Source organism: Nocardia sp. NPDC087230, from assembly GCF_044744725.1.
GTDB classification, from domain to species: domain Bacteria; phylum Actinomycetota; class Actinomycetes; order Mycobacteriales; family Mycobacteriaceae; genus Nocardia; species Nocardia canadensis.
The window spans coordinates 735,069-748,283 of record NZ_JBIUYV010000001.1 but is presented as its reverse complement, the minus strand read 5'-3'; the positions used below and the strand labels follow the sequence as shown (position 1 = coordinate 748,283).

General features: G+C 59.3%; 14 protein-coding genes. All 14 read right to left on the bottom strand.

Translation table 11 applies throughout. The annotated features are described in order from the left end of the window. Positions 1-27: 27 nt before the first annotated feature. Positions 28-984 (bottom strand): MlaD family protein, encoded by a 957-nt coding sequence (locus ACIO52_RS03540; protein WP_063816134.1) that lies wholly within the window; start codon positions 982-984, stop codon positions 28-30. Beyond that, positions 981-2,048: an MlaD family protein gene (locus tag ACIO52_RS03535; protein ID WP_245914573.1), complete on the bottom strand. Its 1,068-nt coding sequence runs from the start codon at positions 2,046-2,048 to the stop codon at positions 981-983. Before ACIO52_RS03535 ends, ACIO52_RS03540 begins: the two co-directional genes overlap by 4 nt. A gap of 20 nt (positions 2,049-2,068) precedes the next feature. Next, a complete protein-coding gene (locus ACIO52_RS03530; protein WP_255284530.1) occupies positions 2,069-3,064 on the bottom strand; it encodes an MlaD family protein in 996 nt (331 codons plus the stop codon). A gap of 110 nt (positions 3,065-3,174) precedes the next feature. Beyond that, positions 3,175-4,095 (bottom strand): MlaD family protein, encoded by a 921-nt coding sequence (locus tag ACIO52_RS03525; RefSeq protein ID WP_169812774.1) that lies wholly within the window; start codon positions 4,093-4,095, stop codon positions 3,175-3,177. A 107-nt stretch (positions 4,096-4,202) separates the two neighbouring features. Continuing rightward, positions 4,203-5,219, bottom strand: a complete 1,017-nt coding sequence (locus ACIO52_RS03520; RefSeq protein ID WP_062984839.1) for an MCE family protein — start codon at positions 5,217-5,219, stop codon at positions 4,203-4,205. Then, entirely contained in the window at positions 5,216-6,208 is a 993-nt protein-coding gene (locus ACIO52_RS03515; protein ID WP_062984841.1) for an MlaD family protein, read from the bottom strand. Before ACIO52_RS03515 ends, ACIO52_RS03520 begins: the two co-directional genes overlap by 4 nt. 66 nt (positions 6,209-6,274) lie before the next feature. Next, the gene (locus ACIO52_RS03510) at positions 6,275-7,141 is read right to left on the bottom strand and encodes an ABC transporter permease (protein ID WP_062984843.1); all 867 of its coding nucleotides are present in this window, start codon (positions 7,139-7,141) and stop codon (positions 6,275-6,277) included. Further along, positions 7,142-7,876: an ABC transporter permease gene (locus ACIO52_RS03505; RefSeq protein WP_084503715.1), complete on the bottom strand. Its 735-nt coding sequence runs from the start codon at positions 7,874-7,876 to the stop codon at positions 7,142-7,144. It abuts the gene before it with no gap. Positions 7,877-9,221: 1,345 nt separating this feature from the next. Then, on the bottom strand, positions 9,222-9,521 hold the full coding sequence (locus ACIO52_RS03500) for an IS3 family transposase (RefSeq protein WP_063816137.1): 300 nt from the start codon (positions 9,519-9,521) through the stop codon (positions 9,222-9,224). Positions 9,522-9,703: 182 nt separating this feature from the next. Continuing rightward, complete coding sequence (locus ACIO52_RS03495; protein ID WP_374104923.1) at positions 9,704-9,811, bottom strand: transposase; 108 nt, start codon at positions 9,809-9,811, stop codon at positions 9,704-9,706. 467 nt (positions 9,812-10,278) lie between these two features. After that, the gene (locus tag ACIO52_RS03490; protein ID WP_062984981.1) at positions 10,279-11,157 is read right to left on the bottom strand and encodes an alpha/beta fold hydrolase; all 879 of its coding nucleotides are present in this window, start codon (positions 11,155-11,157) and stop codon (positions 10,279-10,281) included. 8 nt (positions 11,158-11,165) lie between these two features. Then, positions 11,166-11,606, bottom strand: a complete 441-nt coding sequence (locus ACIO52_RS03485; RefSeq protein WP_062984982.1) for a PaaI family thioesterase — start codon at positions 11,604-11,606, stop codon at positions 11,166-11,168. Positions 11,607-11,649: 43 nt separating this feature from the next. After that, complete coding sequence (locus ACIO52_RS03480) at positions 11,650-12,333, bottom strand: TetR/AcrR family transcriptional regulator (protein WP_084503727.1); 684 nt, start codon at positions 12,331-12,333, stop codon at positions 11,650-11,652. Positions 12,334-12,429: 96 nt separating this feature from the next. Next, positions 12,430-13,074: a TetR/AcrR family transcriptional regulator gene (locus tag ACIO52_RS03475; RefSeq protein ID WP_022565909.1), complete on the bottom strand. Its 645-nt coding sequence runs from the start codon at positions 13,072-13,074 to the stop codon at positions 12,430-12,432. Positions 13,075-13,215: the final 141 nt, after the last annotated feature.

The window sequence follows — 13,215 nt, the reverse complement described above, 5'->3', positions numbered from 1 at the left end:
TATCTCCTCGGATAGCGTGTTTCAGTCCTATTTGATGCCGATACGCACATTTAATGCACTGTCTCCAGTCGCGCTGAGAGCACGTGATATCAAATCGCTTATGTCTATCTGTGGTATGGACATCGCCGCGCTGTCCGCCAGCGGCTGAACGGCTGGTGCCAATTCTTGCAAGTCGGGTCCAATGCGGCTGAGATATTCCGTGACCTCGCCGAGGAAAGGTACGACGCCGTTGCCTTGCAAGTAGTCGTCCGGCATGGTGCCGATACGGGCCAGCCGGGCGATGGAATCGGCGATGAGAGCACCCCACATTCCTGCCTCGTCCCACAAGGGACCAGCGGCTTCCATCCCGGGCCCGGCCCAAGCCATGTCCGCGCCCATCGTCTGTAGATCGACGAGGATGCTGCGGATGGCGGGCGACCTACTCAGAATCGTCTCCGACAACAGTGTCGTCGAGGCTGCCAGCCTCGGCATAACGGTGTCTGTTCCCGTCAGCGCTTGATCCAACGTCTTGACGATGTTGCTGATCGCCTGTGGATTCAGTTGTTCAAGCAGCCCCGTAACAGTCTGCGCCACGTCTGGAATCGAACGGGGCAGTACTACTTGTACCGCGTCGAGGCGCTGGCCATCGGTTAGGTAGGGACCGGCGCCGTTCTTGGGCACGAACTCGATATACGGCTCACCGAGACCTGATAGGTCTTCGACTGTCGCGGTCCCCGTTGCCGGAATTCGGTATCTCGACTCGAGGGCTAGTTGCATTTCGACACCACGTTCGACTTTCTCTATCGACGCGATCTCTCCCACCTTCACACCACGTAGAAGTATCGGTGAACCCACCAGCAGACTTCCCGCCTGGGGAACACGCAACGTCACGTTGATCGAGTCGCTGAAGACATCTATTCGCAATACACCGAATGCGAGATAACCGACGCCCAGAGTCAAAACCGACATGATCGCAACGAGGGATAGTGCCGAACTCAGTTTCATCGCACTGCTCCGATCATACGCAATGCCGATAAAATCCCAGCGATCCGGTCGGCTTCGGATCCGGGAGAGCCTTCGGCAGTCTCAAGGCCGATAACATTAACCTTCGGTCCGTGCTCCACGAATGGAATGACCTTTTCGCGCAACAACGCAATGATCTTGTTCAAGTTCGACGGGGCTGAGAGGTCCAACGGCCGGGACGTGAAAAGGAGTGGTATAAAGGCACGGGCAGCCGCGTCGCCTGACTGCGCCAGTGGACCGATCCATCGGAGGGAATCTGCCAGTAGCGTGAATCCATCGTACAGTGAGATCAAACCGATCATGGACGTCATCGACGCAGCCGCCTGATCCACTCCAGAATCTGTAAGCAGATACTCCAACTCGGGTGTTCGGCTCAGCACAGCATCGGTACTGGCCCGCAGTCCACCCAGCAAGGCGTCGACAGCATCCAGGTGCTGTGCCAAGTCTTCGATATCGGCACCCAGCACCTCCGAGATCGAGGCAGTCTCCCGTGTATCCGCCGGAAGCACCGAGTTCACGCGGTTGATGATCTCCTGAGCCTGCTGTATTCCACCCCCTTGGACAAAGGTCGCCAAGACGTTCATGGTGTCCTCAACCTGAAGCAACGGCTTAGTTTGTCCTCGATCGATTGTGGAGCCCGGCGCGATGAGGCCACCTCCGTCGGCCTCCGGCGTGATCAACGCTATGGAGACGTCACCCAATATGGTCGGCTGGCGGAGCTCAGCCGTAGTTCCAACAGGCAACCGCACCGATTCGATGATTTCCACGTCGACCACGACGTATCCGTCGTTATCTTTCCCGGCATCGATCACCGCAACATCGCGGACAATTCCGGCACGTAGACCGTCGACCGTCACTCGTGCTTGTGACGGCAGGTTTAGCGTATTGGCGAACTCGATTCGGATACCATAGCGGTCCCCCGATATCCCAGTCCCAGGGACAGGAATCGCAGCTGGATCGAATCCGCAGCCGGGGACAAGGCATACAAGTGCCACAGCGGCCGCGGTCACGAATTGCGTCAGGCAGGTCCGGGAAGGAATGGCCACCGCATGTACTCTCAGATTAATCATCGCGCACCTGCCACTCCGAGCACCAAGGGAATCAGAGACACATTCGTCAACCCGTCCTCGGCAGTATCGCAACGGCCCTGTGCGACAAGGCCGATCGCAGCACATATTCGGTCAGCATCAGCTTGGGGCATGGCCACCCTAGGTGCTGCATACGTCAGAACGGGTCGACCGCTGTGCGCGTCGGTTACGTCCACGAAGGCTTGCAGCAGCGGCGGCGCCATGTCGACAATGTCCCTCATTGTACCGATATTCGCGCTAGCGAGGCGAGCGAGGGGAACTGTCGCATCGAGACCTTGGAGGATTTGGTCACCGAACATGGTGGTGATTTCGTTCAGCCATGGCACGATAATTCGCAATGAGTCGATGATCGAGACTGTTCGCGCGAAGATTCCGTGGTCGATCACCGCCAGCCCCGGCGCCAAACGGGTGATCATGGATTCGATATCTCCCCATCCACGCGCGACACTATTCATCAAGATGTGCAGCGAATCTATGAGTGCCCCGAGGTGTCCGGCGGCAGCGCTGGAAGAGCCGAGCGCTCGATCGAGTGTGCGGATTATTTCGTTCATTCTCGGACCGGTGCCGGACAACGAGCTGTCGAGTGCGGCGATTTCCTCGGATAGCTGCCCTCGCTGTGCCGGATCACTCCCATTGTCGATTTCTGCTGCGAGGGCACCCAACGCATCGAGTGTCTGTGTCATGCTCTTCGGAGTCAATGTACGGGAAATGCACTTCCGGGGATCCCATTCAGCATCGGATTCGCTGTTGTCGAGAATAGCAAGGGAGCGATCAGCAACGATGGTGTCTGACAGGGTAGTGGCCGATACCTCACCACGCGGCGAATAGTTGGCGTCCACCTCGAAACCAACCTGCACCGCATCACCACGGGGTTCGATGTGCGTCACCGTGCCAACTCTGACGCCACGAATGGTGACGTGGTTTCCGGTGTACAGCCCAATTGCGTCCGGCATCGTTGCACAGTAGTGCCGCATCATCTTGGGCGGATTGAGTACCGCGAAGTACCCAGCAACCAATATCGTGCACATAGCCCCGACGCCCAGGACGGATATGAGACCGCGGGAGGCCAGAATCCTATTCATCCTTAGCAGTCCTTTCCAGGGACGGGAATACAAACCGATTGCGCAACGACAACTGATGCAGACTGGTCAACAACGACGCCATCTTCTGAGGAAGCGATCGGCTGCAGTCTCGACATCAAGTCCCGAGTGCTTGTGATGATCTGCCCCATACCTTCGCCCAGACGGTTCAGTTCGGGTATGACCTCGGCCAGACTTCGGGCGATGGAATCCAGCCTTGACCGGTACACCGGCTCGAGTGCCGCGATCCGAGACAGAAGCTGTTCCATCAACCGGACTGCCTCGAAAATCTCAGCCCTTTTGCCGAGCCCCACCGTCTCCATAAGGTTGACACTTGCGATTAGTTCCCCGAGGATCGCCTTCGAGTTATTGATCGCACTGATGTACTCGTCGGCCATCGCAAGCGTTTCCGACACGTCCCGACTCTGACGGTCGAGAATTTCGACGAGCGATGTGAACGCATCGACTGCTCGCTGGATCCCTGCCGGCCCGGAGGCAATCGCGCGATTCATGTTAGTCAAGTTCTGCCGTAAGGTGTCGCCCTCGATATCCGCGATCGGCTGTGCTGCATCTTGAAAGGTCCGACCGAGGCTGTATGGGAGATGCACTCTGTCAGAAGGTATCGGGGCGCGAAGCGATGAAGTCCCTGCTGATGTCACGGCGAGATAGTGCCCACCGATCAGAGTCAACATTCGGACGTCGAGACTTGTCTGATCGCCTATGAAAATATCATCGTCAATCGTAAAGCTCACGCGGACGTCCTTCCGACGCAGCTCAATCGATTTCACGGCACCGACCGGAACACCGGCGATACGGACGTCATCGCCGACCTTTATGGACCCGAGTTCCGACATCTCGGCCCAGTACGTCGACTGGCCGAATGGCACCACGTACACCAAAACGCTCGCTAGCAACGCGACACCCATCAGGAACGCTCCGACGAAGCCCCATCGCAATTCCCGCAAATCACGTGATGAGGCGGCCGTTGGCGCCCAGCCAGCGAATCTCCCGGCTATCCTTACTAGTTTGGCTATCATCCTTTGCATATCGATATCCTTTGTCCCGTGATCATCACCTGGAAAGGATCCGGACTGTCTACGTTCCCGTTCGAACAGTTTCGGTTCACGACAGGACTATCGGACGGAATCCAACTATTCAGGGTCTGGAGCATCGCTGGCAGTTTTCGGAGTACTTCGACTGCCTGTTGAGGATCTGGAAATATCGCCCGCAGCAGCGTATCGGCGTCCGGATTGCTACCAGGAGTCAACCCAATCGCGTCGAGGAGGCTGTTCAGCGGCGCGATCACGTCTGGAGCCATAAGAGCGAATTCGACGATTCCATCCACCTTGCTACGTAGCGTTGAGACAACCACCGACAGCTCCGAAACAAGCTGCACCAGATGTGAGGATCGACCGCCGAGATGGTCAGATATCTTTTTCAGATTAGCCACCAATGCGGTAATCACTGCCTGTCGGTCCATCGTATAGCTGGACAACGTCTGGATAGAGTCGAGAACCGAACCGATACCCGAGCCGTCTCCTTCTATAGCGGCGATCATGTTAGTAGCGAACTTATTTACTGCTGCTGGCGACAACTCGCTCAGAACCGGTTTCAGCCCGTTGAATAGGGCTGTGATGTCGAATGACGGGATGGTTCTGGAAGCCCCGATCCTACTGCCTGCCGCCAACTCCGCCGTGACTGGCGATGATTGTTGAACATCGACGTAACGCTGGCCCACCAGACTCTGATATCGTATCGCCAGGACGGTGTTCTCGTATAAATTCCGATCGCGTTCGACCATGAACGTAACGATTGCGCGACCATCCTCAAGTGAGATCGAAAGCACTTTGCCTATGCGGACACCGTTCATCCGAACATCGTCTCCGGACTTGAGACCGTTCGCATCGACGAATTCCGATGAGAACTGCTTAGTCCCTCCTGAGACGGGGCGTTGCACAGTCTGCGCGATTGCTGCGAGCAGCACTGCGATCACGACTACAGAAACCGCGAGCTTCGCGACTACCACCAATAGGCTGCCATGCCTGTTCATCGACCACCTCCGGAATACGGTGACGGAACGAACGTTCCCGGCGAGGACGCCGCAATCGCGGGCACTAGATCGAGAATCAGTTTGATACTCAGTGCCGGGCCACTAGGTGTCGACGTGAACGACCGATCCAGACGCGACAGTATCTCGGAGAGTTGCATGCTCGAAACACCAGGCGTCGAAACCATTCGGCTGCCACTTGCAAGAACCGGCGTGAGCATTACCGCGTACTCTGACAGATGAGCCTGCGCCGTGAATAGCGTTCCTGCGAGGGCGGGGAAGAAGCGTTGGCCTACAACACTGACTGTGGCGTCGAATAGCTCGCGTTGGCTATTCAGAATCTCGATGGTGGTGAGCCGATATATCAGGCCTACCGTGCCGTCGATCATCGATGCGCTGCCGACAAGCATCGAGCCATACTGTTCCAGCAACTCCGATACCGGCACAGAGCGTGTCTCAGCAACGTTCCGGCCGGATACCACAATCGCCTCCATGAGTGGCGTGAATTGGCGGGCCGCTGTAGCAACCCGCACCAGCACGTCGGTGAGTTCCGGGGTAAGAAGGCTTCCCGTGGTCTCGGCGACTGTCCGAATCAGTACACCCATGGTCGCATCTCGCTGCCTGTCAGATCGAGGACCCGTCAGGTCGATAACAACGCCGTCTCGCAGGGGCGCGCCCCCAACGCCCGGTTTCAGCGCAACCTCGCTGATACCGAAAAGATTAGACGGCGAGTAGTCTACGAGAAGGCTGTCGGTGAGCCCGCTCGAGTTTGCTCGATCAAGCATCAAAGTCACCTGTTTCGCCCCATCACCTGAACCGATGGCAGTGACGGCACCGATGCCGACACCGTCGAACTGCACCGGCGTACCCACCCCGACGCCGTCTCCGATTTTCTCGGTGCGCAACACCACAAGCATTCGGTTGTCGCCGCGGGCCGCGTTGCCAACTGTCCAAGCGGCCGCTACTGACAGTGCCGTCAGCACGGCGACCATACCGACAATAATCGACGATCGCTTTGTTGCCGATACTCCCGGCATTTCATATCGAGACATCGGCGCTCACCCTGTGAATTCGATCGCGGAGTTGACACCCCACAAGAGCATGGTCAATACCATGTCCAGACTGATGATCGCCACAAAACTTGCCCGGACGGCGCGGCCGGACGCAATTCCGACGCCTTCCGGACCGCCTGTCGCGAAGAACCCTTGATAGCTGTGAATCAAAATTACAGCCGTTCCGAATACAAGAACCTTGATCACCGCAGCAGTGATATCCCACCCGCTGATGAATTGATAGAAGTAGTGATCGTAGACACCTGCGGCCTGGCCGTGCAGCTGGACGATCACAGTCCGGCACGCCGCATAGCTGAGGATTAGAGCAATAAGAAAAGTCGGAACGATGGCGACCGCGCCGGCAATAATCCTGGTCGTTACCACGAAAGGTATCGATCGCAATCCAAGCGATTCGATGGCGTCGATCTCCTCTGAGATCCGCATCGATCCAATTTGCGCTGTTATACGACACCCAGCTTGTGCGGCGAATCCGACTCCTGCCGCGATCGGCGCCAGCTCTCGGGTGTTGGCGAAGGCTGAGACAATGCCTGACACTGGCCCCATACTGATGAGATCTAGAGTCGCGAATGACTCGACGCCGACCGAGCCGCCGATGACCAGTCCCAGCACCACCAGCATCGGGACCGTTCCACCGCCCACGATGATCGAGCCTTGCCCCCACGTCATATCCGTGATCGCGCGCATTGTCTCCGCTCGATATCGTTTGAGCGTGAACGGTATCGCCGACAATGCCTGCCAGATGAAATTGAGGACGAAACCTAGGAGCTCCACCGGAACGACACGGTGCCCGAGTGACGTCGCAGTTCGCCGGGCCTTCACTAGCCGCGGGGGGGTGTACTTCATCTCCGACATCTATGCCAGCCTTGTTGGAAGGAACATTGAGACCAACTGAGTGACCAATAGATTCACGACAGCGACAGAGACGACGGAGAGAACAACCGCCGCGTTCACGCCATCCGCTACTCCACGTGGACCACCTTTGGCCTCAAGACCCCGCTGGCACGCGATCATCACGACGATGAAGCCGAACAGGACAGACTTGACAATCGACACGCCGATATCCGCCATTACGGTGAAGGATCCGAAGGTTCCCCAATAGCTTCCGGGCGTCACCCCCTGAGGACCGACCGCGACTGCATATCCCGCCACGACCCCTACGAAGATGATCAAGACATTGAGCATCGGTGCAACGAGAATCATCGCCACCATCCGAGGAATTACGAGGCGATGCATAGGACTTATGCCCATTGTTCGCATGGCGTCGATCTCTTCACGGATGTTGCGGGCGCCCAAGTCGGCCGCGATCGCGGCCGCGCCAGCCGCGCCCAGCAACAATCCTGTCGCCATGGGGGCACCCTGTTTAATTACCCCCAAACCGCCAGCTGCACCGAGCAGTGAATCTGCGCCGATTTGATGGATCAGATTCCCGACCTGAACCGAGACGATAACCCCGAATGGCACGGCCATTAGGATTGCCGGAATTGCGGTAACAGTAATCAAGTACCAGGATTGATACAGCGCCTCACGCCATTGAAACTTAGATCCGGCAATGTCACTCGCGGCACCCAGCACGGCTGAATACGCCATCCGCGTAGTCCGACCAAACGTTCGGAGGCCAGAGACCACTGTTCCGGATAAATTCTCGCGAATTACTCGGGCCGACGCCGACAACTCACTACGCGCAGGCACCACGGCAGATTCCCATCTCGTCTCTCGCATCGTTGCCCGACGTCGCGGCGGGCGCAAAGAACGCATCGGTTCGGCTGATCTTGCACTCGACGTGCTCGGCTGGTGCTGGCCGGAAAGCTGTGCCTTGCTGAGTTGTGACCAAGTGCGCCATCACGACCACGACACCTCCATGTGTGCTACGGCAAGTACTAGATACTTGAGGTACGAGTATGCGTCCTGGGTCACACCCTGTCAATAGACCATCAGACTCCAACGGATGCGTGACAGCAATTGATCCGCAAACTCGCGATTCGATCCGACGATCGCCGCTTGGCGATGGATTTCGAGTCGCTCGCGACCTCCACCGGATGCAAGCTCGCCGACACGCCAGACCCATCAGCGCGGTCTGACCGACCGCGATATGCCCCTTCGTCGCCGCCCGACCGTCTCGAAGCCTTCCCGTAACTCCATTTTCGGGCCGTCTCCATGCATACACAACAGAATCTGCCGGGAGAGCGGTCCGGGGAAGACCTGGCCCATCACCACTCGCACAAGGTGACCGAGATAGTGGCAGCAACACCACAGTTAACTGCATGGCTGACGCGAGTGCTTCCGCCAGCCATGTTGGAATCTGGCTCGGCCGGTCTTCTAGGTCTGGTCTTACCCTGGTTTCACGGAGTCGTGGACCTCACGCCACGATGGTTGCGTTCTCGTACTCCATCGAGGTCAGCATTCCGATGCCGCTGTGACGCCGCTGACAGGGTTGCGGAAGAGCTCGAGGTATCGAACATCGCGTCTTGCTCCGCATACACACCCGTGGCGTCGGGCGCGGCGTCGAGCCTCCAGCCCGGTGAACCCACCGATAGCCGACATCAGGCGAAACTCCCGCGGCCGCGGCAGGGCCCGGTTCGTGGCTCCTCGATCCAGAAACTTTGAAGCGCTATCTCGTCCTCGGACACCTCGGCGCCGAACGGACCGCCGAAGTCGTCCGCGACAGCCTCATCGCCGCCGGCACCGAACTACCCGCGACCCTCCACCGCACCGCGACTCGGGACCAGGATGCCGAGATAGCCGAGCACCGATCCTTTCCCATGGCCACCGACATTCGCGTCTACTTCGCCGATCCCGGCGCAGCACGGCAGCGCGACAGCGCGACAGCGCGACAGCAACGAAGACACCAATGGTACTCTGCGGCAGAACCTGCCGCGACGAATAGACTTACGCATCTACAATCCAAATGCGCACTGCGAGGTCGCTGAGGAGCTCACCGGCCGTCCACAAAAATTCTCGACTGCGACACACCAGCCCAACGTTTGGCTGCTTTGATCGAGCGCACCCGTCCAGAGCCAACCTCGATACCCATGCCGATGGTGAGCTCGGGGTGCATGCGGCGCACGCCGTAGCAGCCGCGCGAGGCCGCATGGATAGACCGGATCGTTTCGGCGAGCATCTCGTGGCGCAGTCGGCGTTGGCTGGGTAATCGGTTGCCGTGATGGCGGTAGCCGCGCTCGGACACGCCGAGCACACGGCAGGCGGTGCGGATGCTGATTCCTTGCCCGGTCAAGGTCGTGACAGCCGGGAACCGCCTTTTGAGCCGAGCGTGGTGTCGTCGAAAACCTTCGCGGCCAGCCGAGTCGCTCGCAGCTCCTCCTCGAGTTGCTTGATCCTGTTCAGCGCATCCCTCAGTTGCGCCGATTCGACCGTGGACGTCCCGTGGGCCTCACCGCGGGCCTGATGTTTCCACCGCTACAGCGTGGCCTCGGTGACTCCCAGATCATGGGCGACGTCGGCGACCCTGCTTCCTTCATCGACGACCAGAGCGACAGCGCTTTCACGGAACTGCGGTGAGTACATCATCGGCACGAGCGGAGATCCTTCCATCGAACGGTTGGAATCTCACAACTCAGCGGACAGAATTCCGAGACAGCCCAAAGCGGTACTCAACCCGGGGCGGTTCGCCGCCGGCCCTGCATCATTCTGTGACACAGTTGAGATTGGTCTATAAACTGCCCGAACTGGGCTTAAACGGGCAAGGCTAGTGCCAGCACAAGTAGCACGAACGGAGAGCACATTCAATGCTGCCCAGGCCGCGCGGTATCGCCAGTTGGCCATCGCTAGCGACCTGGAGTCCGCGCCTCTCCCGTTATCTCTGGCCGGTGTCATATGCGGCCGATGGGCCTCTCACCCTTCAGCCGCCTGGCCTTGCAAGTCGCGGTGTGCCTTCTTGCAATCAGAGAACAGCCCGTCAGCAGTCGATCCCTTGGCAATGGTGTCGCGCAAAGACGCCATGACCAGCACCCAACTCCCGGAGGCGATCGGGCCTATAGGGTGCGTCCGAGGAAGTCGGTGACAACCTGCGTGAATGCGTCATTGTCATCTCCTGCCACCATGTGGCCAGTTCCGGAGACATCGGTCGTCTCCGCGTGCGGCACAATTTCCAGGAATTCTGCAACGGTCTCATGCGATACCAGATCGGACAGGGCACCGCGCACGAGCAGAGTCGGCGCGACGACTCGACCCGCACCCGCGACGAGCAATTCTACAAGCGTCTCGAATTGCTCGGCACCGGCGGACGCGTCCTGTTGCAACGCCTGGAAACGACTGGTGATGAAGGCGGGATCCCATCGCCACACCCATCGACCGTCGGCTCGTTGCCGCAGTACCTTGTGAAGGCCTTCAAGCCGCACCGGTCGTTCGCGGTGCGGGTTGTATGCCGCGATGACGTCGGCAGCGTTTTCGAGGTTCGCGAATCCGTCAGGATGCGCAGACATAAACGAGACGATGCGTCGAGCGCCATCGAATTCCATCCGTGGGGTCACGTCGACCAGCACCACCGCTCCCCACAACTCGGGTGGCGCAAGCAGGTGCGCGGCAAGAACGGTCATCCCGCCCAACGATGCTCCGACGACCGCGGGCGCGTCCTCGGTGCAGAATCGTTCTCGCACCATGAGCAGGTCATCGACAAGGTGCTCGACGTCGTATCGTCCGTCGGGGGCCCAGTCACTGTCGCCGTGCCCACGTGCATCGTATGCAACTACTGTGTAGCCGCGATCGCGCAGGCGGAGCGCTGAGGTGGTCCAGGCGTGACGACTCTGCCCACCTCCATGCAACAGGATCACAACCTGATGGTTGGAACCATGGGGATAGTAGTCGGCTGCCAGCGTGATTCCGTCACGAGCCAGCACCTGCATCTCGATCATGCCCTCCGTCACGAGCTGCCGCCCCCGTCGCTGACGATCGTAACGGTCCCCTGAGCGGCACACACTGGCCTGCCGTCGTTGGTGATGTCGATGCGTGCGACGCCCGATCGCCTGGTCAGGGCAATGATATCTGCCGTGGCGATGCATACCCCAGCCGTGACCGGCCGCAGAAGATTGATCTTGAACTCGGTTGTCGCGACCCAGCAGCCGGTCGGGATCACCGGATAAAAGACAACACCCAGGCAATGGTCGACCATGGCTGACAGGCAGCCACCGTGCAATGTACGGAAGGGGGTAAGGAGCTCGTCTCGCACCTCCATCTCGGCGATCAACCGACCGGCGCTCAGTTCAGCATGACGAAATCCGAGATATGCCGAGATGCCGCCCACATCCGTTGCCGCGCCGAGCACCTGCCCAGCAACTTGGGGGTCGAACTGCGGGAATTCCATCGGAGCCTCCTCCGTCTCTGCGTTGACCTGCCCCAAGGTGACACTACTGCAGATTTGTGTCACCTGGATTGCGATCTGCACGCTCGTCATGACCGCGGTGCCGATCCAATTCGGTAGACCCTGGTACGACGATGGCAGGAAGGAGGCAGCGGCAAAGGTACGCGCGTAGGCCCTCAGGGCTGCGCCGTCTCGGGCCGCGCACGGTGAGCAGGCTGAGGATCGTCCGCAGGATCCACTCCGCGGCGTCGTCCACTGAGATCCCCGGCTGCAGGTCATCGCGGTGACGGGTGAATACCGGTCGCAGGAACTCGGTGACGAGTTCGAAGAGGGCGACCGATGTGGACTCTGTCAGACCGATTCCAGCGAGGCGATCATCGCTGACGAACAGAGCGGAAATCGACTTCTCTCGGCTGGCGGCGTGAACAGTGGTCTCTACGAAGACCAGCACGGCAGATGCGAGATCAGGCTGTCCGGCGAGTGGCCCGCCAATCCCGTCGAGGTAGCGGCCGGCCGTCCGCAGGACGACGCCCGAGACCACCGATTCACGGTTCGCGAAGTGCCGGTACACGGTGGCCCGAGAGACGCCGGCCTGCCGAGCGATGTCCTCCATCGTCGTCGCCGAGAATCCGACCTCTTCGAAGCAGAACTCTGCGGCATCAAGTAGGGCATCCCGGGTGCTACCCAGGGCCGAGAATCGCGCGCCGCGACGTGCAGATTTCGTCGTCACCACAACGAGTATGCCGCTACTTCGTCGAGGAGCGCATCCCCCTCTGTCCTCTACCGGTGCGCATCTCTGCGGCCGGGCAGCGATACAGATCTGACATTATGTCGCGCTACCGCCAACTGAGTCGTCACGCAGCTGAGGCAGGAGGTGGCGGCGCGCGAATCGGCGCGCACCCTCAGGGGTATCGAGGGATATGCGGGTCGATGGGGTCAGCACGAACGACAGGATCACGCGGACAGTCAGCTCGGAAACCACGTGAAGTTCGACATCCGTGCGGGCAGCATCAACTTCTTGCGCGAGTTGGTCGGCCAGAAAGTTCGACGCGGTCGCGACAAGACCCCCTGCCTCGATCGTGAGAAACGGCAGTAGTGACTCCGGCTCGGTCTCCAACAGCCTGTTGAGCAGGGCGTGCCCCCGTACTGCCTTCAGCGTGAAAACGAATCCTTCGACGATCTTCTCCTCGAGATCCTGATGATTTGACACCTCTGCTTCCAACTCAACGAGGAACCTGGCGAGTTCTCGCAGAATCACCGCCTCGACAATGCGCCCCTTGCTCGGGAAGTGTCGGTACAGCGTCACACGTGCCAGCCGTGCGCGACGAGCGATGTCTTCGATACGTGTGCGGCTGATCCCGACAACCTCGAATTGCCTTAGCCCGGCGTCGAGGATACGTTCCGAGGTCCCAGACGGCGACGGCGTCCGGATCACCGCGATGGCCTTCAGAAGCAACCTGGTGTAGTTCATCGTCGTGATCGGATCCTTCGAGCCGGGCAACGTCGCCGGGTGTCATGTGGGCAGGGGTCGTTGGTCGACCGTTGAGTATGCACCCAATGAACCTCCGTACGCCATACTTTCAAACCCCTGACGTGGGCATTGAAACGATCA

Excerpts from the sequence above, each read along its gene's own strand:
- ACIO52_RS03490 (WP_062984981.1), bottom strand. The coding sequence starts at position 11,157 with ATGATCGAGATGCAGGTGCTGGCTCGTGACGGAATCACGCTGGCAGCC.
- ACIO52_RS03520 (WP_062984839.1), bottom strand. The coding sequence starts at position 5,219 with ATGAACAGGCATGGCAGCCTATTGGTGGTAGTCGCGAAGCTCGCGGTT.
- ACIO52_RS03525 (WP_169812774.1), bottom strand. The coding sequence starts at position 4,095 with ATGGGTGTCGCGTTGCTAGCGAGCGTTTTGGTGTACGTGGTGCCATTC.
- ACIO52_RS03505 (WP_084503715.1), bottom strand. The coding sequence starts at position 7,876 with ATGGCGTATTCAGCCGTGCTGGGTGCCGCGAGTGACATTGCCGGATCT.
- ACIO52_RS03530 (WP_255284530.1), bottom strand. The coding sequence starts at position 3,064 with ATGCGGCACTACTGTGCAACGATGCCGGACGCAATTGGGCTGTACACC.
- ACIO52_RS03475 (WP_022565909.1), bottom strand. The coding sequence starts at position 13,074 with ATGAACTACACCAGGTTGCTTCTGAAGGCCATCGCGGTGATCCGGACG.
- ACIO52_RS03540 (WP_063816134.1), bottom strand. The coding sequence starts at position 984 with ATGAAACTGAGTTCGGCACTATCCCTCGTTGCGATCATGTCGGTTTTG.
- ACIO52_RS03495 (WP_374104923.1), bottom strand. The coding sequence starts at position 9,811 with ATGTACTCACCGCAGTTCCGTGAAAGCGCTGTCGCTCTGGTCGTCGAT.
- ACIO52_RS03515 (WP_062984841.1), bottom strand. The coding sequence starts at position 6,208 with ATGGTCGCCGTGCTGACGGCACTGTCAGTAGCGGCCGCTTGGACAGTT.
- ACIO52_RS03485 (WP_062984982.1), bottom strand. The coding sequence starts at position 11,606 with ATGGAATTCCCGCAGTTCGACCCCCAAGTTGCTGGGCAGGTGCTCGGC.
- ACIO52_RS03510 (WP_062984843.1), bottom strand. The coding sequence starts at position 7,141 with ATGTCGGAGATGAAGTACACCCCCCCGCGGCTAGTGAAGGCCCGGCGA.